Annotated in this window: 27 protein-coding genes; 11 read left to right on the plus strand and 16 right to left on the minus strand. The window is 71.8% G+C overall.

The genetic code is table 11. From position 1 onward, the window contains the following. Nucleotides 1-186: 186 nt before the first annotated feature. Both ACFOSY_RS03915 and nagB read right to left on the minus strand, forming a co-directional pair. Nucleotides 187-951: a GntR family transcriptional regulator gene (locus ACFOSY_RS03915; RefSeq protein WP_031020506.1), complete on the minus strand. Its 765-nt coding sequence runs from the start codon at nt 949-951 to the stop codon at nt 187-189. Nucleotides 952-1,109: 158 nt separating this feature from the next. Further along, nucleotides 1,110-1,895 (minus strand): glucosamine-6-phosphate deaminase, encoded by a 786-nt coding sequence (gene nagB / locus ACFOSY_RS03920; RefSeq protein ID WP_394305282.1) that lies wholly within the window; start codon nt 1,893-1,895, stop codon nt 1,110-1,112. Nucleotides 1,896-2,437: 542 nt separating this feature from the next. Between nagB and ACFOSY_RS03925 the strand changes: the two genes are divergently transcribed. Further along, nucleotides 2,438-3,904, plus strand: coding sequence for a PAS domain-containing sensor histidine kinase (locus ACFOSY_RS03925; protein WP_394305442.1), 1,467 nt, complete (start codon nt 2,438-2,440; stop codon nt 3,902-3,904). A gap of 269 nt (nt 3,905-4,173) precedes the next feature. Here ACFOSY_RS03925 and ACFOSY_RS03930 read toward each other — a convergent pair whose 3' ends face one another. After that, entirely contained in the window at nt 4,174-4,431 is a 258-nt protein-coding gene (locus ACFOSY_RS03930) for a WhiB family transcriptional regulator (protein ID WP_003992873.1), read from the minus strand. Between the two features lie 316 nt (nt 4,432-4,747). Continuing rightward, complete coding sequence (locus tag ACFOSY_RS03935) at nt 4,748-5,716, minus strand: diacylglycerol/lipid kinase family protein (RefSeq protein ID WP_394305283.1); 969 nt, start codon at nt 5,714-5,716, stop codon at nt 4,748-4,750. A 117-nt stretch (nt 5,717-5,833) separates the two neighbouring features. Between ACFOSY_RS03935 and ACFOSY_RS03940 the strand changes: the two genes are divergently transcribed. Next, complete coding sequence (locus tag ACFOSY_RS03940; RefSeq protein WP_394305284.1) at nt 5,834-6,286, plus strand: hypothetical protein; 453 nt, start codon at nt 5,834-5,836, stop codon at nt 6,284-6,286. A gap of 33 nt (nt 6,287-6,319) precedes the next feature. Here the strand turns inward: ACFOSY_RS03940 and ACFOSY_RS03945 are convergent, their stop codons facing one another. The 3 genes from ACFOSY_RS03945 to ACFOSY_RS03955 all read right to left on the minus strand — a co-directional run bounded on the left by ACFOSY_RS03945 (nt 6,320) and on the right by ACFOSY_RS03955 (nt 8,382). Further along, nucleotides 6,320-7,432 (minus strand): RNA polymerase sigma factor SigF, encoded by a 1,113-nt coding sequence (locus ACFOSY_RS03945; protein ID WP_394305285.1) that lies wholly within the window; start codon nt 7,430-7,432, stop codon nt 6,320-6,322. Nucleotides 7,433-7,449: 17 nt separating this feature from the next. Continuing rightward, nucleotides 7,450-7,863, minus strand: a complete 414-nt coding sequence (locus ACFOSY_RS03950; RefSeq protein WP_015657891.1) for an ATP-binding protein — start codon at nt 7,861-7,863, stop codon at nt 7,450-7,452. A 258-nt stretch (nt 7,864-8,121) separates the two neighbouring features. Continuing rightward, nucleotides 8,122-8,382, minus strand: coding sequence for a UBP-type zinc finger domain-containing protein (locus tag ACFOSY_RS03955; RefSeq protein WP_394305286.1), 261 nt, complete (start codon nt 8,380-8,382; stop codon nt 8,122-8,124). Nucleotides 8,383-8,441: 59 nt separating this feature from the next. Here ACFOSY_RS03955 and ACFOSY_RS03960 point away from each other — a divergent pair, with 59 nt between their 5' ends. Beyond that, the gene (locus ACFOSY_RS03960) at nt 8,442-10,034 is read left to right on the plus strand and encodes a Na+/H+ antiporter (protein ID WP_394305287.1); all 1,593 of its coding nucleotides are present in this window, start codon (nt 8,442-8,444) and stop codon (nt 10,032-10,034) included. Between the two features lie 24 nt (nt 10,035-10,058). Here ACFOSY_RS03960 and ACFOSY_RS03965 read toward each other — a convergent pair whose 3' ends face one another. Beyond that, on the minus strand, nt 10,059-10,985 hold the full coding sequence (locus tag ACFOSY_RS03965) for a 1-aminocyclopropane-1-carboxylate deaminase/D-cysteine desulfhydrase (protein ID WP_394305288.1): 927 nt from the start codon (nt 10,983-10,985) through the stop codon (nt 10,059-10,061). 114 nt (nt 10,986-11,099) lie between these two features. After that, nucleotides 11,100-11,681: an N-acetylmuramoyl-L-alanine amidase gene (locus ACFOSY_RS03970; RefSeq protein WP_225655854.1), complete on the minus strand. Its 582-nt coding sequence runs from the start codon at nt 11,679-11,681 to the stop codon at nt 11,100-11,102. 310 nt (nt 11,682-11,991) lie between these two features. On the opposite strand from ACFOSY_RS03970, the gene ACFOSY_RS03975 reads away from it, so the two are divergent. From ACFOSY_RS03975 to ACFOSY_RS04000, 6 genes are all read left to right on the plus strand, one after another. Beyond that, nucleotides 11,992-13,398 carry a family 2B encapsulin nanocompartment shell protein gene (locus ACFOSY_RS03975; protein ID WP_394305289.1) on the plus strand — a complete coding sequence of 469 codons (1,407 nt, stop codon included), beginning with the start codon at nt 11,992-11,994 and terminating at the stop codon, nt 13,396-13,398. Nucleotides 13,399-13,531: 133 nt separating this feature from the next. After that, nucleotides 13,532-14,668: a family 2 encapsulin nanocompartment cargo protein polyprenyl transferase gene (locus ACFOSY_RS03980; RefSeq protein WP_394305290.1), complete on the plus strand. Its 1,137-nt coding sequence runs from the start codon at nt 13,532-13,534 to the stop codon at nt 14,666-14,668. Nucleotides 14,669-14,864: 196 nt separating this feature from the next. Beyond that, nucleotides 14,865-15,488 (plus strand): GNAT family N-acetyltransferase, encoded by a 624-nt coding sequence (locus ACFOSY_RS03985; protein ID WP_394305291.1) that lies wholly within the window; start codon nt 14,865-14,867, stop codon nt 15,486-15,488. A 123-nt stretch (nt 15,489-15,611) separates the two neighbouring features. Beyond that, on the plus strand, nt 15,612-16,181 hold the full coding sequence (locus tag ACFOSY_RS03990; protein WP_394305292.1) for a hypothetical protein: 570 nt from the start codon (nt 15,612-15,614) through the stop codon (nt 16,179-16,181). Between the two features lie 122 nt (nt 16,182-16,303). Beyond that, complete coding sequence (gene ctaD, locus ACFOSY_RS03995; RefSeq protein WP_394305293.1) at nt 16,304-18,016, plus strand: aa3-type cytochrome oxidase subunit I; 1,713 nt, start codon at nt 16,304-16,306, stop codon at nt 18,014-18,016. 3 nt (nt 18,017-18,019) lie between these two features. Continuing rightward, nucleotides 18,020-18,454: a hypothetical protein gene (locus tag ACFOSY_RS04000; RefSeq protein ID WP_394305294.1), complete on the plus strand. Its 435-nt coding sequence runs from the start codon at nt 18,020-18,022 to the stop codon at nt 18,452-18,454. A gap of 58 nt (nt 18,455-18,512) precedes the next feature. On the opposite strand, the gene ACFOSY_RS04005 is transcribed toward ACFOSY_RS04000, so the two are convergent. The 3 genes from ACFOSY_RS04005 to sodN all read right to left on the minus strand — a co-directional run bounded on the left by ACFOSY_RS04005 (nt 18,513) and on the right by sodN (nt 19,935). After that, nucleotides 18,513-18,938, minus strand: coding sequence for a VOC family protein (locus tag ACFOSY_RS04005; protein WP_006136258.1), 426 nt, complete (start codon nt 18,936-18,938; stop codon nt 18,513-18,515). Nucleotides 18,939-18,966: 28 nt separating this feature from the next. Continuing rightward, nucleotides 18,967-19,392: a helix-turn-helix domain-containing protein gene (locus ACFOSY_RS04010; RefSeq protein WP_394305295.1), complete on the minus strand. Its 426-nt coding sequence runs from the start codon at nt 19,390-19,392 to the stop codon at nt 18,967-18,969. Between the two features lie 147 nt (nt 19,393-19,539). Further along, the gene (gene sodN / locus ACFOSY_RS04015) at nt 19,540-19,935 is read right to left on the minus strand and encodes a superoxide dismutase, Ni (protein WP_006136256.1); all 396 of its coding nucleotides are present in this window, start codon (nt 19,933-19,935) and stop codon (nt 19,540-19,542) included. 146 nt (nt 19,936-20,081) lie between these two features. On the opposite strand from sodN, the gene sodX reads away from it, so the two are divergent. Further along, entirely contained in the window at nt 20,082-20,516 is a 435-nt protein-coding gene (sodX, locus tag ACFOSY_RS04020; protein WP_394305296.1) for a nickel-type superoxide dismutase maturation protease, read from the plus strand. On the opposite strand, the gene ACFOSY_RS04025 is transcribed toward sodX, so the two are convergent. Continuing rightward, nucleotides 20,399-21,049, minus strand: a complete 651-nt coding sequence (locus tag ACFOSY_RS04025) for a CGNR zinc finger domain-containing protein (protein ID WP_394305297.1) — start codon at nt 21,047-21,049, stop codon at nt 20,399-20,401. The two genes, sodX and ACFOSY_RS04025, sit on opposite strands and share 118 nt — an antisense overlap. Before the next feature lie 99 nt (nt 21,050-21,148). Between ACFOSY_RS04025 and ACFOSY_RS04030 the strand changes: the two genes are divergently transcribed. Then, entirely contained in the window at nt 21,149-21,919 is a 771-nt protein-coding gene (locus ACFOSY_RS04030; protein WP_394305298.1) for a class I SAM-dependent methyltransferase, read from the plus strand. A gap of 81 nt (nt 21,920-22,000) precedes the next feature. Here ACFOSY_RS04030 and ACFOSY_RS04035 read toward each other — a convergent pair whose 3' ends face one another. Genes ACFOSY_RS04035 through ACFOSY_RS04045 form a run of 3 tightly spaced genes read right to left on the minus strand, consistent with a single transcriptional unit; the run spans nt 22,001 to nt 24,724 of the window. After that, nucleotides 22,001-22,762, minus strand: a complete 762-nt coding sequence (locus ACFOSY_RS04035) for an amino acid ABC transporter ATP-binding protein (protein ID WP_086684367.1) — start codon at nt 22,760-22,762, stop codon at nt 22,001-22,003. Next, entirely contained in the window at nt 22,759-23,730 is a 972-nt protein-coding gene (locus tag ACFOSY_RS04040) for an amino acid ABC transporter permease (RefSeq protein ID WP_394305299.1), read from the minus strand. The genes ACFOSY_RS04035 and ACFOSY_RS04040 overlap by 4 nt, the downstream gene beginning before the upstream one ends. 31 nt (nt 23,731-23,761) lie before the next feature. Then, nucleotides 23,762-24,724 carry an ABC transporter substrate-binding protein gene (locus ACFOSY_RS04045; protein ID WP_394305300.1) on the minus strand — a complete coding sequence of 321 codons (963 nt, stop codon included), beginning with the start codon at nt 24,722-24,724 and terminating at the stop codon, nt 23,762-23,764. Nucleotides 24,725-25,272 lie beyond the last annotated feature (548 nt).

Genomic DNA, 25,272 nt, shown 5'->3' on the forward strand with positions numbered 1-25,272 from the left:
CACTGATCGCCGACGTTGGCTCGCGGCAATGTAGGTGAGGGCGCGGGGGCGTCGTAACCCCCCGTGAGAGGGGCGGTATGCAGCAGCAGCGCAACCGAGAGGCAACAGCAACGAAAATCCTGTCAACCACCCGGTATGCCGGGATTTGCGGCCGGGTGGCCGGCGCCCGGCGGGCCCCCGCTTGGCTCAGTCCTGGGGGCGCTTGAGGCGGGCGACGAACTTGTACCGGTCGCCCCGGTACACCGACCGCACCCACTCCACCGGCTGCCCGTCCCGGTCGAGCGAGTGCCGGGACAGCATCAGCATCGGCAGGCCGACGTCGGTGCCCAGCAGGCCCGCCTCACGCGGCGTGGCCAGGGACGTCTCGATGGTCTCCTCCGCCTCCGCCAGATGGACGTCGTACACCTCGGCGAGGGCGGTGTAGAGGGAGGTGTACTTGGTCAGGCTGCGGCGCAGGGCCGGGAAGCGCTTGGCGCTGAGGTGGGTGGTCTCGATGGCCATCGGCTCGCCGTTGGCCATGCGCAGCCGCTCGATGCGCAGCACACGCCCGCCCGCGGTGATGTCGAGCAGGCCGGCGAGCCGGTCGTCGGCCGTGATGTACCCGAGGTCCAGCAGCTGCGAGGTCGGCTCGAGGCCCTGCGCGCGCATGTCCTCCGTGTACGAGGTGAGCTGGAGCGCCTGGGACACCTTGGGCTTGGCGACGAACGTGCCCTTGCCCTGGATCCGCTCCAGACGGCCCTCGACCACCAGCTCCTGGAGCGCCTGGCGCACGGTGGTGCGCGAGGTGTCGAACTCGGCCGCCAGCGTGCGCTCGGGCGGGACCGGCGTGCCGGGAGGCGCGGTCTCGGTCATGTCGAGCAGGTGCTTCTTCAGCCGGTAGTACTTGGGCACGCGTGCCGTACGGACCGCGGTCCCACCCTCGTTCTCCGTACTGCTGACGTCGGTGCTCATGCTTCGCCTTCCCGGCTCCGGCTGCCGATGCGGCCGACAGACCGTCGGCCGCGGCTGACATCGTGGCACGGCTCCGGGCGGGGGCGGGCCCTCCGCACGCTCCGTGATCCCTTTTGTATACCCCTGTGACCAGTGGTGGTCCAGACCACGGGCGGGGGTCAGAGCCCCTGCCACTCCGGCTTGTTGGCGTAGGTGTGCCGGAAGTAGTCGGCGAGCTTCAGCTCGGAGGCGGCGGTCTCGTCGACCACCACGGTGGCGTGCGGGTGCAGCTGGAGCGCGGACGCCGGGCACACCGCGGCGACCGGGCCCTCGACGGTGGCGGCGACCGCCTCCGCCTTGCCCTCGCCGGTGGCCAGCAGCACCAGGTGCCGGGCCTCCAGGATGGTGCCGATGCCCTGGGTGATGACGTGGTGCGGCACCTGGCCGATGTCGCCGTCGAAGAAGCGGGCGTTGTCCACCCGGGTCTGCTCGGTCAGCGTCTTGATCCGGGTGCGCGAGGCGAGCGAGGAGCACGGCTCGTTGAAGCCGATGTGCCCGTCGGTGCCGATGCCGAGCAGCTGGAGGTCCACGCCGCCGGCCTCGGCCAGCTCACGGTCGTAGCGCTCGCACGCGGCCTGCACGTCCTCGGCCGTGCCGTCGGGGCCCAGGAAGGCGTCCACCGGGATGCCGAGCGGCTCGAGGACCTCGCGCCGGAGCACCGACCGGTAGGACTCCGGGTGGTCGGCGGGGAGCCCCACGTACTCGTCGAGCTGCGCCACCCGCGCACGGGAGGTGTCCACGGCGCCGGCGCGGACCTTCGCCGCCAGCGCCTCGTAGACGGGCAGCGGCGTGGAACCGGTCGCCACGCCGAGCAGGGCGTCGGGCTTGCGCCGCAGCAGCCGCGCCATGGCCTCGGCGACGAGCTCGCCTCCCGCCTTGGCGTCCGCAACGATGACAACTTCCACGATGGGCCTGCCGATCTTCCGGTGGACTCGACTGGGACGGGCCCCGGGGCGCCGGGACCATGTGGTTTAGACCAATCTCAAATCTAGCAGAGGGCCGCCCCTCGGCCGAGGCGAAACCGGCCCCGGCCGCGAAACCGCCTCCCCGCGCCCGGGTGCCCCGAAATCGCCGCGCCCGGCCGGCCCCGCGGCGACCCCCGTCGGGTTAGGCTGCGTGGTGGACCCGTCTGCGTCCGGCGCGGCGCGGAGCCACGGTCGAAGAACCTCCGCACGACGCATTTACAGGCGCAGTGGTCTAGTCCACAATGCGTAGCAGACACACAGACCTGCCTTCCCCGCACAGGAAGGCGGACCGAGGATCCGAGGCTCTCTGCCCTGACTGCCCCGGCTCCTCATCCTTCGGCCGACCGGGACCGCACACCCCACCGGCCGATATTGCTCCGGGCTGCGGTGCCGGGAGGGTTGAGGGTCCCTCCCAGGCGCCGCGGCCCGCGGGTGTTTCCGGGGCGCGCGAACACGCGGGTACGCTCGCCGACGTGCCCTCCATGAACGAACTCGTCCGCCAGCACACCGCCCTCGACGACACCGACCTCGAGTGGCTCCACCTGCTGGTCTCGGAGTGGCAGCTGCTCTCCGACCTCTCCTTCGCCGACCTGGTCCTGTGGGTCCCCACCCGCGACGGCACCCGCTACGTCTCCGTCGCCCAGATGCGGCCCAACACCGGCCCCACCTCCTACCAGGACGACATGGTCGGCCATCTCGTCCCGCGCGGTCGGCGGCCCATGCTGGACGCCGCCCTGGACGAGGGCCGGATCGTGCGCGAGGGCGACCCGGAGTGGCGCGAGGAGGTCCCGGTCCGCGTCGAGTCCATCCCGGTACGGCGCGAGGGCCGGGTGCTCGGCGTGATCGCGCGCAACACCAACCTGCTCACCGTGCGCACCCCCAGCCGGCTGGAGCTCACGTATCTCCAGAGCGCCTCGGACCTGGCCCAGATGATCGCGGCCGGCGCCTTCCCGTTCGCGAACCAGCAGCTGGAGATGGACGCCTCGCCGCGGGTCGGCGACGGCCTGATCCGCCTCGACGCCGACGGCGTCGTCCAGTACGCCTCGCCCAACGCCCTGTCCGCCTACCACCGCCTGGGCCTCGCCGCGGATCTGGTGGGCCATCACCTCGGGCACACCACCGCCGAACTCGCCCCCTCGCGCGGCCCGGTGGACGAGGCGCTGGCGAAGGTCGCGAGCGGCTGGGCGCCCCGCGAGTTCGAGATCGAGTCCGACGACGGCGTCATCCAGTTCCGCGCGATCCCGCTCAAGCCGAAGGGCACCCGCATCGGTTCGCTGGTGCTGCTCCGCGACGTGACCGAACTGCGCCGCCGCGAACGCGAGTTGATTACCAAGGACGCCACCATCCGGGAGATCCACCACCGGGTGAAGAACAACCTCCAGACGGTGGCCGCGCTGCTGCGGCTCCAGGCCCGCCGGATCGGCTCCGAGCGCGGACGGGCGGCGCTGGAGGAGGCCGTGCGGCGGGTCGGGTCCATCGCCATCGTCCACGAGACGCTGTCCCAGAACCTGGACGAGCGCGTGGAGTTCGACGAGATCGCCGACCGGGTGCTCGCCATGGTCGCCGAGATCTCCCCGGGCAAGGTCACCGGCCGGCGCTCGGGCCGCTTCGGGATACTCGACGCCGAGGTGGCCACACCGCTGTCGATGGTGCTGACCGAGGTGCTCCAGAACGCCCTGGAGCACGGCTTCCGCGAAGGCGAGACCGGCACCGTCGAGGTGTCCGCGGTGCGCGGCGGCACCTCACGGGAGGCGCGTCTGCTGGTCACCGTGCAGGACGACGGGGTGGGCCTGCCCGCGGGCTTCGACCCGCACACCGCGGGCAACCTGGGCCTTCAGATCGTACGGACGCTGGTGGAGGGGGAGTTGGGCGGCGCCTTCGACATGGTGCCGGCGCCGGAGCGGGGGACCCGGGTGATCCTCGACATCCCGGTCCAGGCGGACGCCTGACCGCCGGGGCCCGGTGCCGCCGAGGTGCGGTGCGATCCGGGCCCGGCGCCGTACGGGTCCGGCGCCGTCCTGGCCCGGACAGCAAAAGACCCCGGACCACGGTCCGGGGCTGATGCTCGTTCTTTCGCTTCCCCTGCCCGATCGGGTCGGACATCGGGGGAACTTCGCGCTGCGGCTCGGGGCGGGAGATGCGTGTGCGCCGTCCACGGATTCATCCGGACGGGCGCACACGCGCCGCCAAGCTCAGGCTGTTTGCTGGGGCGGGGTCGTCAGGCGGAGGCCTGACGCGCCCGGTTGCGGGCGGCGCGGCGCTTCATCGCGCGACGCTCGTCCTCGCTGAGACCACCCCAGACGCCGGAGTCCTGACCGGACTCGAGCGCCCACTGCAGGCACTGCTCGATCACCGGGCAGCGGCGGCAGACGGCCTTGGCTTCCTCGATCTGCAGCAGCGCGGGACCGGTGTTGCCGATGGGGAAGAAGAGCTCGGGGTCTTCCTCGCGGCAAACGGCGTTGTGACGCCAGTCCATGGCTGCTACCTCTCCTTGGTATTACTTCAGGTGCTTGTGAATGTGAACGCTTTCACGAATCCCCCGACAAGGGAAGGGCCGACCGCCAGGTTCCCTGGCGTGGTCCATGGTTTGAAGGGGGGTTCCGGTGATCTCTGGAGGCCGGTGTTGCGGGCCGTCCCGATCGCCAAGAAGAGACTCGCAAACCTCGGCGGCGGATACAACCCCTTCCGGAAAGTTTTTTTTGATTCTTCGGTGTCGACTAGGTCACAGCCGTACTTCCATGGGGTGGACCCTGGCCTAAACGTTCGACTGAAAGGACTTTGGCCCTTTCTGCTCACACAATCACACGCAGTGCACGGCGAACGCCTGTGAACGTCACGCTGGTACGCAGCCCCAGGTGGTCACCGTCCATCTGAAGGGGCAGCGGCACCTTCGAATGCAAGGTGAAGCGGGTCAGATCGTGCCGCGTCACGGCGTGCCTGCCGCGGGGTCCGCGCTCCGGGGACGAAGTGAGCAACTGCGTGCCATACCGGGCAACCGCGGGGGTCGACATGCGGGTGAGACCGAAAATATCGAGTCCCGTGTCGAAGGACGCCTGGGGCGAGGCGTAGATCGGGCGGTTGCCGAGGAACGTCCACGGCGAGGTGTTCGAGACTATGGACAGCACCAGGTCCTCGACCGGCTCCTCGCCCTCGAGGTCCAGCGTGATCACCCCGCGCCGGCGGTGCGGGTCGCCCAGCAGCTGACGCACCACCTGGCGCATGTACAGCGCGTGCGTCGACCTCCGGCCCCGCTCCCGCTGCTGCTCCACCCGGCCGACCACGCCGGCGTCGAAGCCCAGCCCCGCGTTGAAGGTGAACCAGCGCGACGGCACCGCCTCGTCCTCGGTGCCCGGCGTGCCCGAGGTCAGCCCCAGGCCCACGGTCCGCTCCCGGCCCTCGCGCAGGGCGTCCAGCAGCACGCCGGTCGCCTCCACCGGCTGGTTGGGCAGCCCCAGGGCGCGGGCGAAGACATTGGTGGAGCCGCCGGGAACCACCGCGAGACCGGGCAGGCGCTCCGGGTCGGGGCCCGCGTGCAGCAGGCCGTTGACGACCTCGTTCACCGTGCCGTCGCCGCCCAGGGCGACCACCAGGTCGACCTCGCCGCTCTCCGCCGCCTGCCGGCCCAGGTCGCGGGCGTGACCCCGGTACTCGGTGGTCACGGCGTCCAGTTTCATCTCACTGGCGAGCGCGTGGATCAGCACGTCGCGCGTGCGCGCACTGGTGGTGGTTGCCGCCGGGTTGACCACGAGAAGTGCACGCATGACGTGCAGAGTACCTACTCGGCGGTACCCGGCCCAGACCGAGGCCCCGCCCGGTGCACGGCGCGGGGCGTGAACCTCGCCACGGGGCGGCTTCACGGCGGCGGCTACCCTGCAAGGGTGAGCAGCGAGCAGACCCCCGTCACCGGCCCCGACGACACCGGCGCCCGTCCGCGCCGCCTGACGTACGCCGCGGCCCTCGCCGCGCTGGAGGGCCTCGCGCTGGTCGTGGGCGGCGTCTGGCTGCTGGTGCTCGGCCTCGCGGGAGAGCCGGACGACCGGCAGCAGGCCGTCACCGGCGGGGTCACCCTGATCGTGCTGGCGCTGCTGCCGCTGCTGGCCGCGCGCGGCCTGTTCGCCCGGCGGAGCTGGAGCCGCGGGCCCGCCGTCATCACGCAGATCATGGCGCTGCCGGTGGCGTACAACATGCTGACGTCCGACGGCGTGGCCGTCCCCGCCGGGATCGTGCTCGCCGTCGTCGCCGTGACCGCGCTGGTGCTGCTGATCAACGCGGAGACCACCCGGGCCCTCGGCATCCGCGGACCCGGGAACGCGGGCGACGGCGCGCGGTGACGCGCCGCGCCGGCGCACACTCCTCGCCGGCGTCTACTCCTCGACGAGCAGCTTCTCCCGCAGCTGGGCCAGGGTGCGGGCCAGCAGCCGGGAGACGTGCATCTGCGAGATGCCGACCTCCTGCGCGATCTGCGACTGGGTCATGTTGCCGAAGAAGCGCAGCAGCAGGATCCGCTTCTCACGCGGCGGGAGGTCCTCCAGCAGCGGCTTGAGCGACTCCCGGTACTCCACGCCCTCCAGCGCCTCGTCCTCCGCGCCGAGGGTGTCGGCGACCGCCGGGGACTCGTCGTCGGTGTCGGGGACGTCCAGGGACAGCGTGGAGTAGGCGTTCGCCGACTCCAGCCCCTCCAGGACCTCCTCCTCCGAGATCGCCAGCTTCTCGGCGAGCTCGTGCACCGTGGGGGAGCGGCCGTGCAGCTGGGACAGCTCCGCCGTGGCCGTGGTCAGCGCCAGCCGCAGCTCCTGGAGCCGGCGCGGCACGCGCACCGCCCAGCCCTTGTCACGGAAGTGCCGCTTGATCTCGCCGACGACCGTCGGTGTGGCGTACGTGGAGAACTCCACGCCCCGGTCCGGGTCGAAGCGGTCCACGGACTTGATCAGCCCGATCGTGGCGACCTGGGTCAGGTCGTCCAAAGGCTCGCCGCGGTTGCGGAAGCGGCGCGCCAGGTGCTCGACGAGCGGCAGATGCATCCGCACCAGACGGTTGCGCAGCTCCGCGTACTCCGGGGTGCCGTCCTGGAGCGTGCGCAGTTCGAGGAAGAGGGCGCGCGCCCCGCTGCGGTCGTGCGGGTCGTGGTGCGCGTGCGTGCCCGGCGCACCCGGTGCGCTCCGTGCGCCGGAGGCAGGCGCCGCCTGCTCCTCGGCCTCTCGCTCGTGCTCGCTCATCGTCCCGCCCGTCGCCCTTCCCCGAGCGCTCGCCTCGTCCCCCGCCACCGGCTCGGCCAGGGCGGGGGCGTCCCCGCCGGGAGCGGCCGGCCCGGCCGCGGACGTGTCCCGCACGGCACCGCCGGCCTGCCCGCCGCCCGGCCGGACGCCCCTGGCGGAGTCGTCCTCCGGATGCGGCCGGGCCTGCTCGGGGATGCCGTCGATGCCGTCCGGCGCGCGCCCGGCCGGCAGCTCCCTTGTGCCGCGTTCTTCGTCCCGCACCGGCCCGTCCTCGCTCCTCACGCCGGCCCGGGTCCCGCGCCGCGCTGTTTGTAGAGGCTGATCGACACGGTCTTGTCGTCGTCCACGGCCGAGGAGACCTTGCCCGCGAGCGCGGACAGCACTGTCCAGGCGAAGGTGTCCCGCGAGGGGGCGTGGCCGTCCGTGGTGGGCGCCGAGACGGTGACCTCGAGCGAGTCGTCGACGAGCCGGAAGACGCAACTGAGCACCGATCCCGGCACGGCCTGCTGGAGCAGGATCGCGCAGGCCTCGTCGACCGCGATGCGCAGGTCCTCGATCTCGTCGAGGGTGAAGTCCAAACGGGCCGCGAGGCCGGCCGTGGCCGTACGCAGCACCGACAGGTAGGCCCCCGCGGCCGGCAGCCGGACTTCCACGAAGTCCTGGGTCGCGGGCTCGCCAGCGATCTGGGACACCCTCACCTCCAAGGTGGTACAAGCGTTTCAGGGCCTGTGTTCGCCCCCGGGCAACGCGCTACGTGGTTCAGCGGTGACGCTATCGCGCTCCCCGCGGTCCTGTCGCCGGGACCCCGACCCGTTGCTGTCACTCATAGTAAAACTGTGAACACGCTGCGTGGCTAGGGGTCTGCGACGCCCAAATGGGAAGAGCGCGCGCCGCATTGACGTACCCAGGCGCCGGACCGTCGAACCGTCCGGCTCCGGAGTCCCGCCACGTCACACCAGTACGTGGTCGACGAAGCACCACCGCCAGTCCTCGCCGGGCTCATGGGTCCGCATCACGGGATGGCCGGTCTCCTTGTGGTGTTCCGTGGCGTGCCGGTTCGGCGAGGAGTCGCAGCACCCGACGTGGCCGCAGGTGAGACAGAGGCGCAGCTGCACCGGATCGGTGCCGTCCCGCAGACACTCGGGACACGTCTCACCGAGCGGGACGGGTTCCGGGTGCGGCAGCGCCTCGACGTGCGTGCACTGTTTCATGATTGCCAGATTACGACGGTCGCGCGGACGGCCGCGCGAAAAACGAGGGTGGGCCCGACATGGACGTGATGCCCCTGCTGCTCCTGGTCGCGGGCAGTGCCGCGGTGGCCGCCGCCGCCCGGCGGACGCCGGTGCCGCCGCCGCTGGTGCTGGTCGCGGTGGGCCTGGCGGTCAGCTACCTCCCCGGCGTGCCCGAGTACGGGCTCGACCCGCACATCGTGCTGCCGCTGATCCTCCCGCCGCTCCTCTACACGGCGGCCGTCGAGAGCTCCTACCTGGACCTGCGGGCGCAGCTGCGGCCGGTGGCCCTGCTGTCCGTCGGGTACGTGCTGTTCGCGACGCTCGCCGTGGGCTGGGTGCTGTACCTGCTGGTGCCCGGCCTGCCGCTGACCGCGGCGCTGGTGTTCGGCGCCGTGGTGGCGCCCCCGGACGCCGTGGCGGCGACGGCGGTGGCCCGCAGGGTCGGCCTGCCCTCGCGGATCACGACGATCCTCCAGGGCGAGTCGCTGTTCAACGACGCGACCGCCATCACCGCGTTCCGGGTCGCCGTGGCCGCGTCCGTCGGCGAGGGCGTGAGCTGGGCCGGGGGAGTGGGGGAGTTCCTGCTGGCCGCCCTGGGCGGCGTGGCGGTCGGCCTGGTGCTCATGATGCCCCTTCACTGGCTGCGCACCCATGTCAGGGAGACGCTGCTCCAGAACACGCTGTCGCTGCTCATCCCGTTCGTCGCGTACGGCGTCGCCGAGCAGGTGCACGCCTCCGGGGTGATCGCCGTCGTCGTGGTCGCGCTGTACCTCGGGCACCGCGCGTGGGAGGTCGACTTCGCCACCCGGCTCCAGGAGTCGGCGGTGTGGGGCATGGTCGCGTTCGTCCTGGAGTCGGCCGTGTTCGCCCTCATCGGACTCCAGCTGCCCTTCGTCATGCGCGGGCTCGGGGACCACGAGGGGAGCTCCTCCGCCTGGTACGCCGTGATCGTCTTCGTGGTCGTCGTCGCCGTGCGGTTCCTCTGGGTGTACCCGGCGGTCTGGCTGCCGTACCTGGCCTCGGCGCGGATCCGGGCGCGGGAGCGCAGGCCCGGCTGGAAGGCGCCGTTCGTGATCTCGTGGGCGGGGATGCGCGGGGTGGTCTCGCTGGCCATCGCCTTCTCGATCCCGGTCACCGCGGAGGGCGAGAACTTCCCGCACCGGTATCTGCTGCTCTTCCTGACCTTCACCACCGTCATCGGCACGCTCGTCGTGCAGGGGCTGACCCTGCCCCCGCTGATCCGGATGCTGCGGCTGCCCGGGCGCGACACGCAGGCCGAGACCCTGGCCGAGGCCAACGCGCAGGCGCAGGCGTCCCGGGTCGCCGAGGAGCGCCTCGACGCCCTGCTCGCCGACGAGCGCAACGTCCTGCCGGCGCCGCTGGCCGACCGGCTGCGCAGCGTCCTGGAGCGCCGCCGCAACGCCGTCTGGGAGCGGCTCGGGCAGGTCAACCCGGTCACCGGCGAGTCGGTGGACGACACCTACCGGCGGCTGTCGCGGGAGATGATCGGCGCCGAGCGCGAGGTGTTCGTGAAGCTGCGCGACGGGCGCTACATCGATGACGAGATGCTGCGGACGCTGCTGCGCCGGCTGGACCTGGAGGAGGCGGCGGCCTACCGGGAGACGGAGTAGGCCCTTCCCGGCCGGCGCGCGGGCTCAGGGGAACGGCCGCCCGGTGACCACCGCGGCGACCGTGCTCCCGCGCGGGAAGGCACCCTCCCCGGCCAGGGTGACAAGGGCGTGAAGCAACTTGGCGACATAGAGACGTTCCACCGGGACGCCGTGACGCTGTTCGAAGTCCGCTGCGAACGCCTCCAGGTCCGCCGGCACGCGCGCGTAGCCGCCGTGGTGGAACCGCTCGTCCAGGGTCCACTCCCCGCGCGGCCCGCCGAACGCCTCCGTCTGGAGCGCCCGTGTCTCCGCGGTGAGGAAGCCGCCCTTGAGCACCGGTATGCCGAGCGTGCGCGCGCTCCCGGCGAGCCCGGCGGCCAGCCCCGCGAGCGTGCCGCCGGTGCCGCAGGCCACCGCGGCCACGTCCGCCGCGCCCGCCAGCTCCCGGCCGAGCTCCACGCACCCGCGCACCGCGACGGCGTTGCTGCCGCCCTCGGGCACGACGTACGCGCCCTCCGCGTCCGCCGCGCGCAGCACGGCCGCGAGGGTGTCCGGATCGGACTTACGGCGGTACACCGACCGCGCCACGAAGTGCAGCCGCATGCCGTCGGCCGCGCACCGCGCGAGCGACGGGTTGAGCGGCCGGCCCGCGAGCTCCTCGCCGCGCACCACGCCCACCGTGCGCAGACCGAGCAGCCGTCCGGCGGCGGCCGTGGCCCGCAGATGGTTGGAGTACGCCCCGCCGAACGTCACCACCGTCCGGCCGCCGGCCGCCGCCAGGTTCGGCGCGAGCTTGCGCCACTTGTTGCCGACCAGCTCGGGGTGGACGAGGTCGTCCCGCTTCAGCAGCAGACGCACCCCGTGCCGCTCGAACCGCGCGTCGACGGCCTCCTCCAGCGGGGAGGGGAGCCGCGGGCGCAGGCCGGCCAGGGCGCCGGGGCCGGGAGTGTCGGAGCTGGTCACGCGCGTCATTGTCACCCGAGGCGGGGTGAGGTGGGGCCCCGGTCCGGGCGCCGGTGCTCCGCGTGGGGGGGGCAGGAGTGCGGAACACCGGCGACGAGGGACCGGCGCCGGATCACTTCGGGATCACTTCAGGCGGTCGCGGATCCGCTTGCGCATCGCGGCCATGGTGAACCCGCGCGGGTCCACCTTGCCCGGCTGCCACTCCAGGTGGCCGATGACCGACTGCTCGTTCCAGCCGTGGTGGCGGCAGACCGCCGCCGCGGCCTTCTCGATGGCCTCCAGCTGCGCCGCCGGCCACGGGTCCTTCCCGTCACCGAGGTTCTCGCACTCGAAGCCGTAGAAGTGCCGGTTGCCGTCGGTGTTGGCCTCGTTGTCCGGCGGGAACGTCTTCTTCTCGGCGATCACCGCCCGCAGCACGTCGTCGTCGCCGAGCCCCGCGTGGTTGGCGCGGCCGTAGCCGACGAGGTGCACCCGGCCGTCCTTGGTGATCACGCCGTGGCACAGCGGGCCCGGCAGGCCCGAGTAGCCTCTGCGGCAGATGTCCACCGTCGCGGCGCTGCCCTTGGTCACGGTGTGATGGATCATCACCCCGTGCACCGGCCCCCAGGGGCCCTTGTGGTTGCGGTTGTGGTCGCGCCAGTCGCCGACCTCGACGACCGTGAGACCCTCCGCCTTGAGAGCGCGCAGGAACGCGCTCGCGGACATGGGTGGGGCCATGCCGCCCTCCTTCGAGCCGGACGACGGCCGCCGGGCGCGGCCGTCTGGTACAGGGCCTATAGCCGAAAGTCGGCGTTTCAAGTACTCGTTCGGCTGCTGTGCGAGCCGATCCGGACAATCTCCTTCCGCCCGGCCGCCGTTGTTGCCGCCGTCCGGCCGGTCAGTGTGCCCACCCTTCTCAAGATCCAACCCCGCTCGATCGGGTAATGGCGCGGGCACGGTGCGTGAGGAACGCTTGATCACGCACCGCGACGTCCGGCACGGCCGGGCGTGGATCTATTGGGGAGGGCATTTCCTTATGTCGGTAGGCGAAGAGGTCCGCACGGAGCAGGCCAGGCAGCAGCAGAGCCTTGGTACGGCGGCGGCGCGGAACCTGGCCACCACGACCAAGTCCGTGCCGCAGATGCAGGAGATCAGCTCCCGCTGGCTGCTGCGGATGCTGCCCTGGGTCGACGTGCAGGGCGGCACGTACCGGGTCAACCGGCGGCTCACCTATGCCGTGGGCGACGGCCGGCTGACCTTCGTGAAGACGGGCGACCGGGTGGAGATCATCCCCGCCGAGCTGGGCGAACTGCCGGTGCTGCGCGACTACGAGGACGAGGAGGTGCTCACCGAGCTGGCCTCCCGGTGCCGGCAGCGGGAGATCGAGGCGGGCCAGGTCATCGCCTCCTTCGGCAGCCCGGCCGACGAGGTGTACCTGCTGGCGCACGGCAGGGTGGAGCGCGTCGGCACCGGTCCGTACGGCGAGGACGAGTCCCTCGGGGTGCTCGCCGACGGCGCCTACTTCGGCGAACAGGCCCTCCAGGACGACGACGCCATCTGGGAGTACACGGCCCGCACCCTCACCGCCTGCACGGTCCTGGTGCTGCCCCGCGACGCGGTCGACCAGGTCGCCGAGCGGTCCGAGACCCTGCGCGAGCACCTGCGCCGGCGGGCCGACGTCCCGCGGCAGCGCACCAACAAGTACGGCGAGAAGGAGATCGACCTCGCCGCCGGCCACAGCGGCGAGCCGGACATCCCGCACACGTTCGTCGACTACGAGGCCCGGCCCCGCGAGTACGAACTCAGCGTCGCCCAGACCGTGCTGCGCATCCACACGCGCGTGGCCGACCTCTACAACCAGCCGATGAACCAGACGGAGCAACAGATCCGGCTGACCGTCGAGGCGCTGAAGGAGCGCCAGGAGCACGAGCTGATCAACAACCGCGACTTCGGGCTGCTGCACAACTGCGAGTACGACCAGCGGATCCAGCCGCACGACGGGGTGCCCGGCCCCGACGACATGGACGAACTGCTCAGCAGGCGCCGCGGCACCCGGCTGCTGCTCGCCCACCCGCGCGCCATCGCCGCGTTCGGCCGGGAGCTCAACAAGCGGGGACTCGTCCCGGAGACCATCGACGTCGGCGGCAACCGCATCCCCACCTGGCGGGGCGTGCCCATCTACCCGTGCAACAAGATCCCGGTGACCGAGGCCCGCACCACCTCCGTCATCGCGCTGCGCACCGGAGAGGAGGACCAGGGCGTCATCGGCCTGCGCGCGGCCGGCATCCCCGACGAGATCGAGCCGAGCCTGTCCGTGCGGTTCATGGGCATCAACGAACAGGCCATCATCAAGTACCTGGTCACGGCCTACTACTCGGCAGCGGTGCTGGTCCCGGACGCGCTGGGCGTCCTGGAGAACGTCGAGATCGGCCGGTGGCGGTGACCGTCCGCCGGCTGACGCCGCGCGCGCCGTGTCCCCGCCCGCCCGGGCGGGTACATCTGGGGGGAACGTGCTCGACGGGTGCGCAGGCGCCGTCCCTCCGTGCCTTCACCGAGTCGGTCCCAGGGGGAAGTCGATGACGGAGTCCATGGCCCATCCGACGACGGGCCGCCCGGAGCAGCGCACGGCCCGCACCGCGCCCGACGGCGCACCCGGGCCGGACCGGCACACCGCGGACGCGCACACCGCGGACGGGCACGAGGCGGCCGCCCTGCTGGAGCGGACCCGGGCCGCCGTCGACCCGGTGCTGCGCACGGCCCTCGGCTCCCTGCCCGCCCCGATGCGCCGCGTCGCGCTCTACCACTTCGGCTGGCAGAACGCGGACGGCACCCCGGCGGGCGGGGGTTCGGGAAAGGCGCTCCGGCCCGCCCTGGTGCTCGCGGCGGCCTCCGCGCTCGGCGGCTCCGCCGCCCGGACGGCGGCCCTGCGGGCGGCGGCCGCGGTGGAACTGGTCCACAACTTCACGCTCGTCCACGACGACGTGATGGACCGGGACACCACCCGCCGCCACCGGCCCACGGTGTGGACGGTGTTCGGGGACGCCGACGCAATCCTCGTGGGCGACGCCCTCCAGGCGCTCGCCCTGCGGCTGCTCGCCGAGGACCCCCACCCCGCCGCCCCGGCCGCGGCGGCCCGGCTCGCCCAGTGCGTCGTCGAACTGTGCGCCGGGCAGCACGCGGACACGGCCCTGGAGCGGCGCGCCCCCGACGAGGTCACCCTGGAGGAGACCCTCGCCATGGCGGAGGCGAAGACCGGGGCCCTGCTCGGCTGCGCCTGCGCCCTCGGCGCGCTGTACGCGGACGCAGGGGACGCCGAGGTGGCGGCGATGGACGCCTTCGGCCGGGCGGCCGGGCTGGCGTTCCAGCTGATCGACGACGTGATCGGCACCTGGGGCGACCCGCGCCGCACCGGCAAGCCGGCCGGTGCGGACCTCGCCGCCCGCAAGAAGTCGCTGCCGGTCGTCGCCGCGCTCACCTCCGGCACCCCGGAGGCGGGGGAGCTGGCCGCCGCGTACGCCGCCCCGCACCGGGAGGGGGACGTCGTAGGCCTCACCCATCTCGTGGAGCGGGCCGGCGGCCGCGACTGGGCGCAGACCCAGGCGGCGGACCGGATGGCCCGCGCGATGCAGGAGGTGGCCCGTGCCGTGCCGGACCCGGAGGCGGCGGGAGGCCTGCTGGCCCTCGCCGAGTTCGTGACCCGGCGCACCACCTGACGGGACGGCTCGGGCCGTCCCCCCGGCCCCGGGACCACGAGCCGCCGTGCGGACCCTGACCCGTACGGCTCCGTGGTCCCGGACCGGCGGGTCCCGCACTTCCCCACGGTGTGCGGGACCCGCCCCCTGCTCGCCCGCCCGTCCGGCTAGTCTCAACCCCCGTACGCGACACGACGGTTGGAACGAAGGGGCGGACATGGGCGTGGCGATCCGGACGGCCGGCGGGGACGACCGGGAGCTGGTGGTCCGGCTGCTGGACGAGGCGTTCCAGGACGACCCGGTCAGCAGCTGGGTGTTCCCCGGCGCGGAGTACCGCCGTGCGACGCACCACCGGCTCATGGCCGCCTTCACCGACGCCACCCTCGCCGACGGGCGCGTCGACCTCGTCGAGGACGGCTCCGCGTGCGCCCTGTGGATGTCCGTGCCCGCGGAGGACCCCGGACACGGCGGGGCGGCCGAGGGCGAGGACGAGTTCGCCGAGCTGCGCCGGGCCGTCGACCCGGACAACGAGCGGGTGGAGATGATCGGCCGGCTCACCGCGGGCATCCACCCCCAGGGCCGCGCCCACGAGTACCTGTGGATGATCGGCGTCGCCCCCGGCCGGCAGGGCGAGGGGCTTGGCACCGCGCTGATCGGCTCCGTCCTCGACCGCTGCGACCGCGAGGGCCGCGCCGCGTACCTGGAGGCCAGCAGCGAGCGCAGCGCCGTCCTGTACCGCCGCCTCGGCTTCGAGCACGTCGGCGAGCCGCTGCGCCTCCCGGACGGCCCGCTGATGTACCCGATGTGGCGCGAACCCCGCACGACCGGCTCGCAGGGCTGACCGGTAGCCCCTCCCCCTCAGGGGCGAACCCCGCCGCAGAGGGACGTTCGGCCCTGTACGCAGCCTCGCGCGCCCCGCTTCACTGGCCCCGCGGACGGAGGACGAGCGGAACGGGGGGCGTTGATGGGCCGGAACGGGACGCCGACGGGGCCGGCGCACGGGGACATCGCGGTCGTCGGACACCATGATCTGACCGACGTGTCACTGCGCCGGGTGGAGAAGGCCGTACGGACCCGGCTGGCGCGGCGTCCCGAGCGGGCGAGGATCATGGTCCGCGCCGCCGCGGGCACGTCGCTGGCGTCCGGCCGTGCGGCGCGCGCATCCGGCCGGCCGCTGGCCGTGGTCATCCCCACCAGCATCGGCGTGCCCGCGCTGCCGCCCCCGCGGGACCGGTCGGCCACCGGCGAACTGCTAACCCTCGCCGACCAGGTGAGGCTGCTCGACTACGACCCCACGGACCGCGACGCCTGCGTGGGCGCCGACGAACGCCTCGTCGCCGCCAGTTCCCTGCTGCTGGCCGTCTGGGACGGCTCGCCCTCCGACGGCCGTGACGCCACCGCCCACCTGGTGACCTACGCGCGTGCGCGCGGCATCGAAGTGGAGGTCCTGTGGCCCGAGGGCGCCGCGCGCGACCGCACGCCCCGCGTCCCCATGCCCCGCGTCCCCATGCCCCGTACCCGCCTCCGTTTCTGACCCCGCGACACGGGACCTTCGGCCCCGTCCCGAGGCCCGCACGGGGACCTTTCGACCCATGTGGAGCCGCCCTCCCCCCTTCGATCATGGGCGCGCACCACACATGGGGAGGAAGACGTCCGGTGGACGAGACACGCACACAGCACCAGGAAGCCGCCGTGGACGAGCGGCCCCGGCCGGCGCCGGAGACGGACGCCGCCGCGCGGCCCGCCCCGCCGCCGGCCGCGACGCGCCCGGCCGCCTGGGTGGACTGGCTGACGACCACCGACCACAAGAAGATCGGCACGCTGTACCTGGTCAGCGCGTTCGTCTTCTTCGTCGTCGGCGGCGTGATGGCGCTGATGATGCGCGCCGAACTCGCCCGGCCCGGCCTTCAGGTCATGTCGAACGAGCAGTTCAACCAGGCGTTCACGATGCACGGTTCGATCATGCTGCTGATGTTCGCCATGCCGCTGTTCACCGGATTCGCCAACTGGATCATGCCGCTGCAGATCGGCGCCCCCGACGTGGCGTTCCCGCGGCTGAACATGCTGGCGTTCTGGCTGTTCCTGTTCGGCTCCTCGATCGCGGCGGCCGGCTTCCTCACGCCGGGCGGTGCCGCCGACTTCGGCTGGTTCCTGTACGCGCCGCTGTCGAACGAGATCTACTCGCCGGGCATCGGCGCCGACCTCTGGATCATGGGCGTCGCGCTCTCCGGTTTCGGCTCGATCCTCGGCGCGGTCAACTTCATCACCACGATCATCTGCATGCGCGCGCCCGGCCTGACGATGTTCCGCATGCCGATCTTCACCTGGAACGTGCTGCTCACGGCGCTGCTCGTGCTGATCGTCTTCCCGGTCCTGGCGGCCGCGCTGTTCGCGCTGGAGTGCGACCGGACGTTCGGCAGCCACATCTTCGACCCCGGGAACGGCGGGGCGCTGCTGTGGCAGCACCTGTTCTGGTTCTTCGGCCATCCCGAGGTGTACATCCTGGCGCTGCCGTTCTTCGGCATCGTCTCCGAGGTGGTGCCGGTCTTCTCCCGCAAGCCGATGTTCGGGTACATGGGGCTGATCGGCGCGACCATCGCCATCGGCGGTCTCTCCGTGACCGTGTGGGCGCACCACATGTATGTCACGGGCGGTGTGCTGCTGCCGTTCTTCTCGTTCATGACGATGCTGATCGCGGTGCCGACCGGGGTGAAGTTCTTCAACTGGATCGGCACCATGTGGAAGGGCAGCCTCTCCTTCGAGACGCCGATGCTGTGGACGCTGGGCTTCCTGGTGACGTTCCTCTTCGGCGGCCTGACGGGCGTTCTGCTGGCCTCACCGCCGCTGGACTTCCACGTCTCGGACACGTACTTCGTCGTCGCGCACTTCCACTACACCGTGTTCGGCACGGTGGTGTACGCGATGTTCGCCGGATTCCACTTCTGGTGGCCGAAGTTCACCGGCAAGATGCTCGACGAGCGGCTCGGGAAGATCACCTTCTGGACGCTGACCGTCGGCTTCCATCTGACGTTCCTGGTCCAGCACTGGCTGGGCGTGGAGGGCATGCCCCGCCGGTACGCCGACTACCTGGCCGCGGACGGCGTCACCGCCCTCAACACCCTGTCCACCGTCGGCTCGTTCCTGCTCGGCCTGTCGGTCCTGCCGTTCTTCTACAACGTCTGGAAGACCGCCAAGTACGGCGAGCCCGTGGGCGTGGACGACCCCTGGGGCTTCAGCCGCTCGCTGGAGTGGGCCACCTCCTGCCCGCCCCCGCGCCACAACTTCCACTCCCTGCCGAAGATCCGCAGCGAGTCCCCGGCGTTCGACCTGCACCATCCCGAGGTGGCCGCCCTGGAAGCGGGGCGGTGAGCCATGGCGCAGCCCGTCCTCGCCCTCGGGTGCGCGCTGGTCACCGCCGCCGGCTGCGTCTGGTACCTGCCCGCGCTCGCCGACCTGCGGGCCGGTGCGGCCGACCGGCCGCCCTCCCGGCGGACCGCGGCGCTCGCCTGCCTGACCGGCTGGGGCACCGTCGCCGCGCTGGCACCGGCGCTGCTGGTGGCGCCGCACTGGTGGGTGCCGTGCGCGGTGGCGGCGGCCGGGGGCACGGCCGCGGCCGTCCTGCGGGTCCGGGCCGCGGTGCGGCGCGGACGTGAGCGCCGGGAGACGGCCCGGCTGTGGGCGGGGCCGGCCTCCGGCGGCCCGCCGCCGTCCGGCGCGGTCCCGCGCGGCGCGGTGGCCGCCCTGGCCGTCACCCTCCCGCTCGCGGTGACGGCGGCGCTGCTGGCCCCGGCCGTCGGGCGAGGCTGAGGCGGGCAAGGGCGCGCCGGCGTGGCCGTACCGCGGGCGGCGCCGAACCGGCCGGCGTTCAGTCCGCCGGACGCTCCAGGAAGCGCACCATGTTGCCGGCCGGGTCGCGGAACGCGCAGTCCCGCATCCCGTAGGGCTGGTCCACCGGCTCCTGGAGCACGTCGGCGCCCGCGGCCCGCACCCGCTCGAAGAGGGCGTCGCAGTCGGTGGTGGTGAAGTTGACCCCGCGCAGCATGCCCTTGGCGAGCAGCTCGGCCATCGCCTGCTTGTCGGCGGGGGAGGCGTCCGGGCTCGCGGCGGGCGGCTCCAGGACGATCTCCACGTCCTGGTCGGGGGAGCCGACGGTCACCCAGCGCATCCCCTCGAACCCCACGTCGTTGCGCACCTCGAAGCCCAGCACGTCGCAGTAGAAGGCCAGCGCCTTGTCGTGGTCGTCGACCGCGATGAAGCACTGCGCGAGCCGTACGTCCGTCGCCCTGTCCATACCGTTTCCGCCGTTCCTGCCGTCCGCGTCAGAAGTTCCCGCTCGGGTCGACCCGCCGCCGGGGGGTCCGCACCGGCCGGGTGTACGTGCGCACGACGCACGGCGGGATGACCGCGCTCTCGTCGTGCGACCGGGCACGGTAGGCGCTCGGCGTCTCCCCGACCAGCTCGGTGAACCGCGAGCTGAACGACCCGAGCGACGTACAGCCGACCGCCAGGCACACCTCGGTCACCGAGAGGTCTCCCTTGCGCAGCAGCGCCTTGGCCCGCTCGATCCGCCGCGTCATCAGATACGCGTACGGCGTCTGCCCGTACGCGGCCCGGAAGCTGCGCTGGAAGTGGCCGGGCGACATCAGGGCCGTCCGCGCCAGTTCCGCGATGTCGAGCGGCTCGGCGTACTCCCGGTCCATCCGGTCCCGCGCCCGTCGCAGCCGCACCAGATCCTCCAGCTCCATGCGCCCAGCATCCCACGGGCCCCGCGAACGGCGCCGGGGAACACCGAAGGGGACCCGCCGCGTGAAGCGACGGGCCCCCTTCGGGAAAAGGGCCCCGGGACCCGCGATGGTGCACCGACCGCCGGCCGCCGGAAGCGTGCGGCCGGGTCAGGCCTTCTTGGTCTCCCAGAAGATCTTGTCGATCTGGGCGATGTAGTCCAGCGCCTTCTGGCCGGTGGCCGGGTCGGTCGACGCCTTGGCGGCCGAGAGGGCCTTCAGGGTGTCGTTGACCAGCTGGTGCAGCTCCGGGTACTTCTCGAAGTGCGGCGGCTTGAAGTAGTCGCTCCACAGCACCGAGACGTGGTGCTTGGCCAGCTCGGCGCGCTGCTCCTTGATGACCGTGGCACGCGCCTGGAAGTGCGGGTCGTCGTTGCCGGCCATCTTCTCCTGGACGGCCTTGACCGACTCCGCCTCGATGCGGGCCTGGGCCGGGTCGTACACACCGCAGGGGAGGTCGCAGTGCGCGCTGACCTTGACCCTGGGGGCAAACAGGCGGGAAAGCATGAAGCGTTTCCTTCCTCGTGATCGTCTTCTCACAGGGGACATTACTCCGTGACGGACCGGTTTTCGCGAGTGCCCCCGTGGGCTTAGGACAAAAGTCCGGGGTCAGACTGAGACTGGTGGAGGAAGAACCGGGGAGGTGCCGGGAGATGCCGGAGCTGTCGCAGGACGCCGAGCGGGTGAGGGCGCCGCTTCCCTTCGGGGTGGCCGAGGTGACCGGGCCGTCCATGGTGCCCACGCTGCGCCACGGGGACCGGCTCCTGGTCCACTACGGGGCGCGGGTCAGACGCGGTGACGTGATCGTGCTGCGCCATCCGTTCCAGCAGGACCTGCTGGTCGTCAAGCGGGCGGCCGAGCGGCGGGACGGCGGCTGGTGGGTGCTGGGGGACAACGCGTACGCGGGCGGGGACAGCACCGACTACGGCGTCGTCCCCGACGAGCTGGTGCTGGGCCGGGTCCGCTTCCGCTACCGGCCGCGCCCGGCGGCCCGGCGGTCGCCGCTCGCGCTGCTGCTCTGGCTGCTGACCTCGGCCCGGCCTGTGCTGTCCGACCGGTCCGCCTCCAGGCGTTTGCGGGCCCGGTAGGCGGCCACGTTCGCCCGGGTGGCGCAGCGGTCCGAGCAGTAGCGGCGGGAGCGGTTGGTCGAGGTGTCCAGGTAGGCGTTGCGGCAGGGCGCGGCCTCGCACAGCCCGAGGCGGTCCACGCCGTACTCGGTGAGGTGGAAGGCCAGGCCCATCGCGGCGATCGCGGCGTACCCGGCGGTCGCGTTCGACGGATGGTCGGCCAGGTGCATGTGCCACAGCGGGCGGCCGTCGTCGTCGCGGAAGTCGTGCCCGGAGATCTGCGGGCTCACCGGGAACTCCAGCAGCAGGGAGTTCAGCAGGTCGACGGCGAGGGTCTCGTCGCCGTCGTCCGCCGCCTCGAAGACCGACCGGAGCCTCGCCCGGACCGAGCGGAACCGCGTGACGTCCGCCTCGGTGGCCCGCCGGGCGGCCGACCCGTTGCCGCCGAACAGGTCGCGCACGGCCTCGACCGAGGTGAGCGTGTCCGTGCCCCGGACCGGCTCCTCGGTGTTCACGAGACGGACGGCGTAGTCCGAGTAATAGGCCAGTTCCACTTGGAATCCTTACGCAGGGGCTCTATGGTCGTGCGTGCGGTCGGGTAACAGACGATCGTGCGTCCAGGGTATTACGGAGTGCAGTGCCAGGGAGGGCCCATGACGGACTCGCACATCACCACGGCCGGTACCGACTGGCAGGCCTGGCAGGACAGCTGGGACCGCCAGCAGGAGTGGTACATGCCCGACCGGGAGGAACGCTTCCGGGTCATGCTCGACATGGTCGAGGCCCTCGTCGGCACCGCCCCGCGCGTCCTGGACCTGGCCTGCGGCACCGGCAGCATCACCGCCCGGCTGCTCGCCCGCCTCCCGGACGCCACCAGCACCGGCGTCGACCTGGACCCGGCGCTGCTCGCCATCGCCGAGGGCACCTTCGCCGGCGACGAGCGGGTCACCTTCGTCACCGCCGACCTGAAGGACCCCGGCTGGGTCTCGAGGCTCCCGCACGACTCCTACGACGCCGTGCTCACCGCCACCGCCCTGCACTGGCTGCACCGGGAACCCCTCGCGGACCTCTACGGGCACCTCGCGGGCCTGGTCCGCGACGGCGGCGTCTTCATGAACGCGGACCACATGATCGACGAGACCACGCCCCGGATCAACGCGGCCGAGCGCGCACAGCGCCACGCCCGCATGGATCAGGCCAGGGCCGAGGGCGCCCTCGACTGGGCCGAGTGGTGGCAGCTCGCCGCGAAGGACCCCGTCCTCGCCGGGCCCACCGCCCGCCGCTTCGAGATCTACGGCGAGCACGCCGACGGCGACATGCCCTCCCCGGCCTGGCACGCGCGCACGCTCCGCGAGGCCGGCTTCGCCGAGGCCCGCCCGGTGTGGTGCTCCCCGTCGGACACGTTGCTGCTGGCGCTGAAGTAGCGCACACCACGCGCATGGCGCAGACGGAAGGGGCGGTACGGGAATCCGTACCGCCCCTTCGCCGTGCGCGGGATGCCGAGGTCAGAGCACCTTCGACAGGAACGACTGGGTGCGCTCGTGCTGCGGGTTGGTCAGCACGTCCCGGGGGTGGCCGGACTCGACCACCACACCGCCGTCCATGAACACCAGGCTGTCGCCCACCTCGCGGGCGAAGCCCATCTCGTGCGTGACGACGATCATCGTCATGCCCGACTCGGCCAGGTCGCGCATGACGTCGAGGACGTCACCGACCAGCTCCGGGTCGAGCGCCGAGGTCGGCTCGTCGAACAGCATCAGCTTGGGGTCCATGGCGAGCGCACGCGCGATCGCCACCCGCTGCTGCTGGCCGCCGGAGAGCTGGGAGGGGTAGTTCCCGGCCTTGTCGGCCAGACCCACCCGGTCCAGCAGCTCCAGCGCCCGCTGCCGGGCCGCGGACCGGCTGACGCCCTTGACCTGGACCGGCGCCTCCATGACGTTCTCGACGGCCGTCATGTGCGGGAACAGGTTGAAGCGCTGGAAGACCATGCCGATGTCCCGGCGCTGCTGGGCGACCTCGCTGTCCTTCAGCTCGTAGAGCTTGTCGCCCTTCTGGCGGTAGCCCACCAGGTCGCCGTCGACGTACAGCCGGCCGGCGTTGATCTTCTCCAGGTGGTTGATGCACCGCAGGAAGGTCGACTTGCCCGAGCCGGAGGGGCCGATGAGGCAGAACACCTCGCCGGTCCTCACCTCCAGGTCGATGCCCTTGAGGACCTGCACACCGCCGAAGGACTTGTGGACGCCCTCGGCCTTCACCATGGCCGTCATACCGTGCTGCTCCTCTCGCGGCTGAAGGCCGTCAGGTTGGCCTTGACTTTCTGCCACGGGGTCGCGGGCAGGTTCCGGGACGAGCCGCGTGCGAAACGGCGCTCCAGGTAGTACTGGCCGACGCTGAACACGCTGGTGATGACCAGGTACCAGATGCACGCCACGAACAGCATCTCCATGACGGCGTACGACGTGGAGCCGATCGTCGAGGTGGCGCGCAGCAGTTCGTTGTACGTCACCGCGTACACCAGCGACGAGGTCTTCAGCATGTTGATGAACTCGTTGCCGGTCGGCGGCACGATCACCCGCATCGCCTGCGGGATCACGATGCGCCGCAGCGTCTTGCCGTGGCTCATGCCCAGCGCGTGCGCGGCCTCGGTCTGGCCCTCGTCGACGGACTGGAGACCGGCGCGGCAGATCTCCGCCATGTACGCCGCCTCGTTCAGGCCGAGGCCCAGCAGGGCCGCCATGAACGGCGTCATGACGTCGACCATCTCGTCCTTGTACAGCGGGCCGAGATTGAGCACCGGGAAGATCAGCGCCAGGTTGAACCACAGCAGGAGCTGCACGTACACCGGCGTGCCGCGGAAGAACCAGATGTAGACCCACGCCACCCAGCTCGTCACCGGGTTCTTCGACAGCCGCATCACGGCGAGGACCACACCGAGGACCACACCCATGACCATCGCCAGGATGCTGATCAAGAGGGTGCGCCCGGCGCCGGCCAGGACGGTGCTGTCGAAGACGTAGTCGCCGACGGCCTGCCACTGGATCTTCTCCGCGGTGGCGAAGGCGTTGACGAGGAGGGCCACCAGGCCCAGCACGACGACGGCGCTGACCCAGCGGCCGTAGTGACGGACCGGAATGGCCTTGATCGCCGCGGGCGCCGCGGGGGCGGGCCCGTCGTCCTTGGAGACGGCGGTCGCCGGTCGGGCGCCGGCCGTCTCCTTGTCGAATTTGTCGCTCACTGTGACTGCCCTTCAGTCGTGCCCGGGACCGTCACTTGCCGCCGTTGACCATGGCCTTGTCGATGGCGCCGGTCTCGGCGCCCCACTTCTCGAGGATCTTCTTGTAGGTGCCGTCCTCGATGATCGCGTTGACGGCCGCCTCCAGAGCCTCGGTGAGCTCCTTGTTGTCCTTGTTGACGGCGATGCCGAACGGACCGGCGTCCACCTGCTCGCCGATGACCTCGAAGGCGTTGCCGTTGTCGGCCTTGCGGGCCAGGTCGACGGCGACCGGGTAGTCGTTCACACCGGCGACCGCGCCGCCGGACTTCACACGGGTCTGCGCCTCGGTGTCGTTCTCGAACGACTGGATCTTGACGGCCTTCTTGCCGGCGTCCGTGCACTTCTTGGACTGGTCCTGCAGCGCCTTCTCGTACGTGGTGCCGCGCTGCACGGCGGCCGGCCGGCCGCAGAGGTCCTCGATGGAGTTGATCCCCTCCGGGTTGCCCTTCTGGACGTACACGGCGGTGCCGGCCACGAAGTAGTCGACGAAGTCGACGCCCGGACCGAGCTTCTTGCCCTTGTCGTCCAGGCCCTCCTGACGCTGCTTGTTGTCCGTGATGGACGACATCGCGATGTCGTAGCGGCCCGAGTTCAGCGCGGTGATCAGACCGTCGAAGCTGCCGGAGGTGAATTCGACCTTGACGCCCAGCTTCTCGCCCAGCGCGGCGGCGATGTCGGGGTCGACGCCGACGATCTTGCCGCCCTCCTGGAACTCCATCGGGGCGTACTCGGCATTGGTGCCCGCCTTCAGGACGCCGGCGTCCTGGATCTTCTGGGGCAGCTTGTCGAACAGCGGGGCGGAGTTGGACTTGCCCTCGCCCGAGTCCGAGCCGCCGCTGCTCCCCGTCTGGTCACCGCAGCCGGTGAGAAGCAGTGCGCCTGCGACCGCGATCGCGCCGACCGCTGCAATCCGGGAGCGCGCGGCGGTGGTACGACGGGTGGTGCTTGCGGTCATGGTGGGTTCCTCCGGCGGATGGGTGGAGTTGCCGATGGGGCCGGCGATGGCCTGTCGGCATCGCCGCGGGGTCGACAGGCGCACACATCTTCGAGTGCCGCGACCTCGTGTGATTACGGCATCTTGCCATTCGGATTGGCCCGTTCAGGGTGCTTGCGATGTCAAAATCGGATAACGGCGGGTCGTCGAACCCGGCCACTTGGGTACATCGCGACCGCAGACTCTTCGGGAATCCTCTATTCCGACCGCAAGATCTCCGCTGATACGCCTGTTGCGCGGGCGACCCGCCGAGTCCACGGGGCACTTGCGGGCTTGCTGGGACTTCGTCCAGGTCTTGTCCTGATATCGGACGAAGCTTCATGGCGTCGGCATGTGACCTTCGCGTTATGGACTCGTCGCCGACCGCGTCCGTCCGGTAAGAAGGTTCTTTACACCCCTCATCCGGGGCTCAGGGCGCGTGTGCGGCGCGCCCGTCGCGTTCGGCCCGTACGCATCAACCCCTCCGGGCCTGGCGCGGTCCCGCCCACCCCTCACCAGGAGTGGCAACC

It is taken from the genome of Streptomyces lusitanus, assembly GCF_042647945.1.
In the GTDB taxonomy this organism is placed as follows: domain Bacteria; phylum Actinomycetota; class Actinomycetes; order Streptomycetales; family Streptomycetaceae; genus Streptomyces; species Streptomyces pseudogriseolus.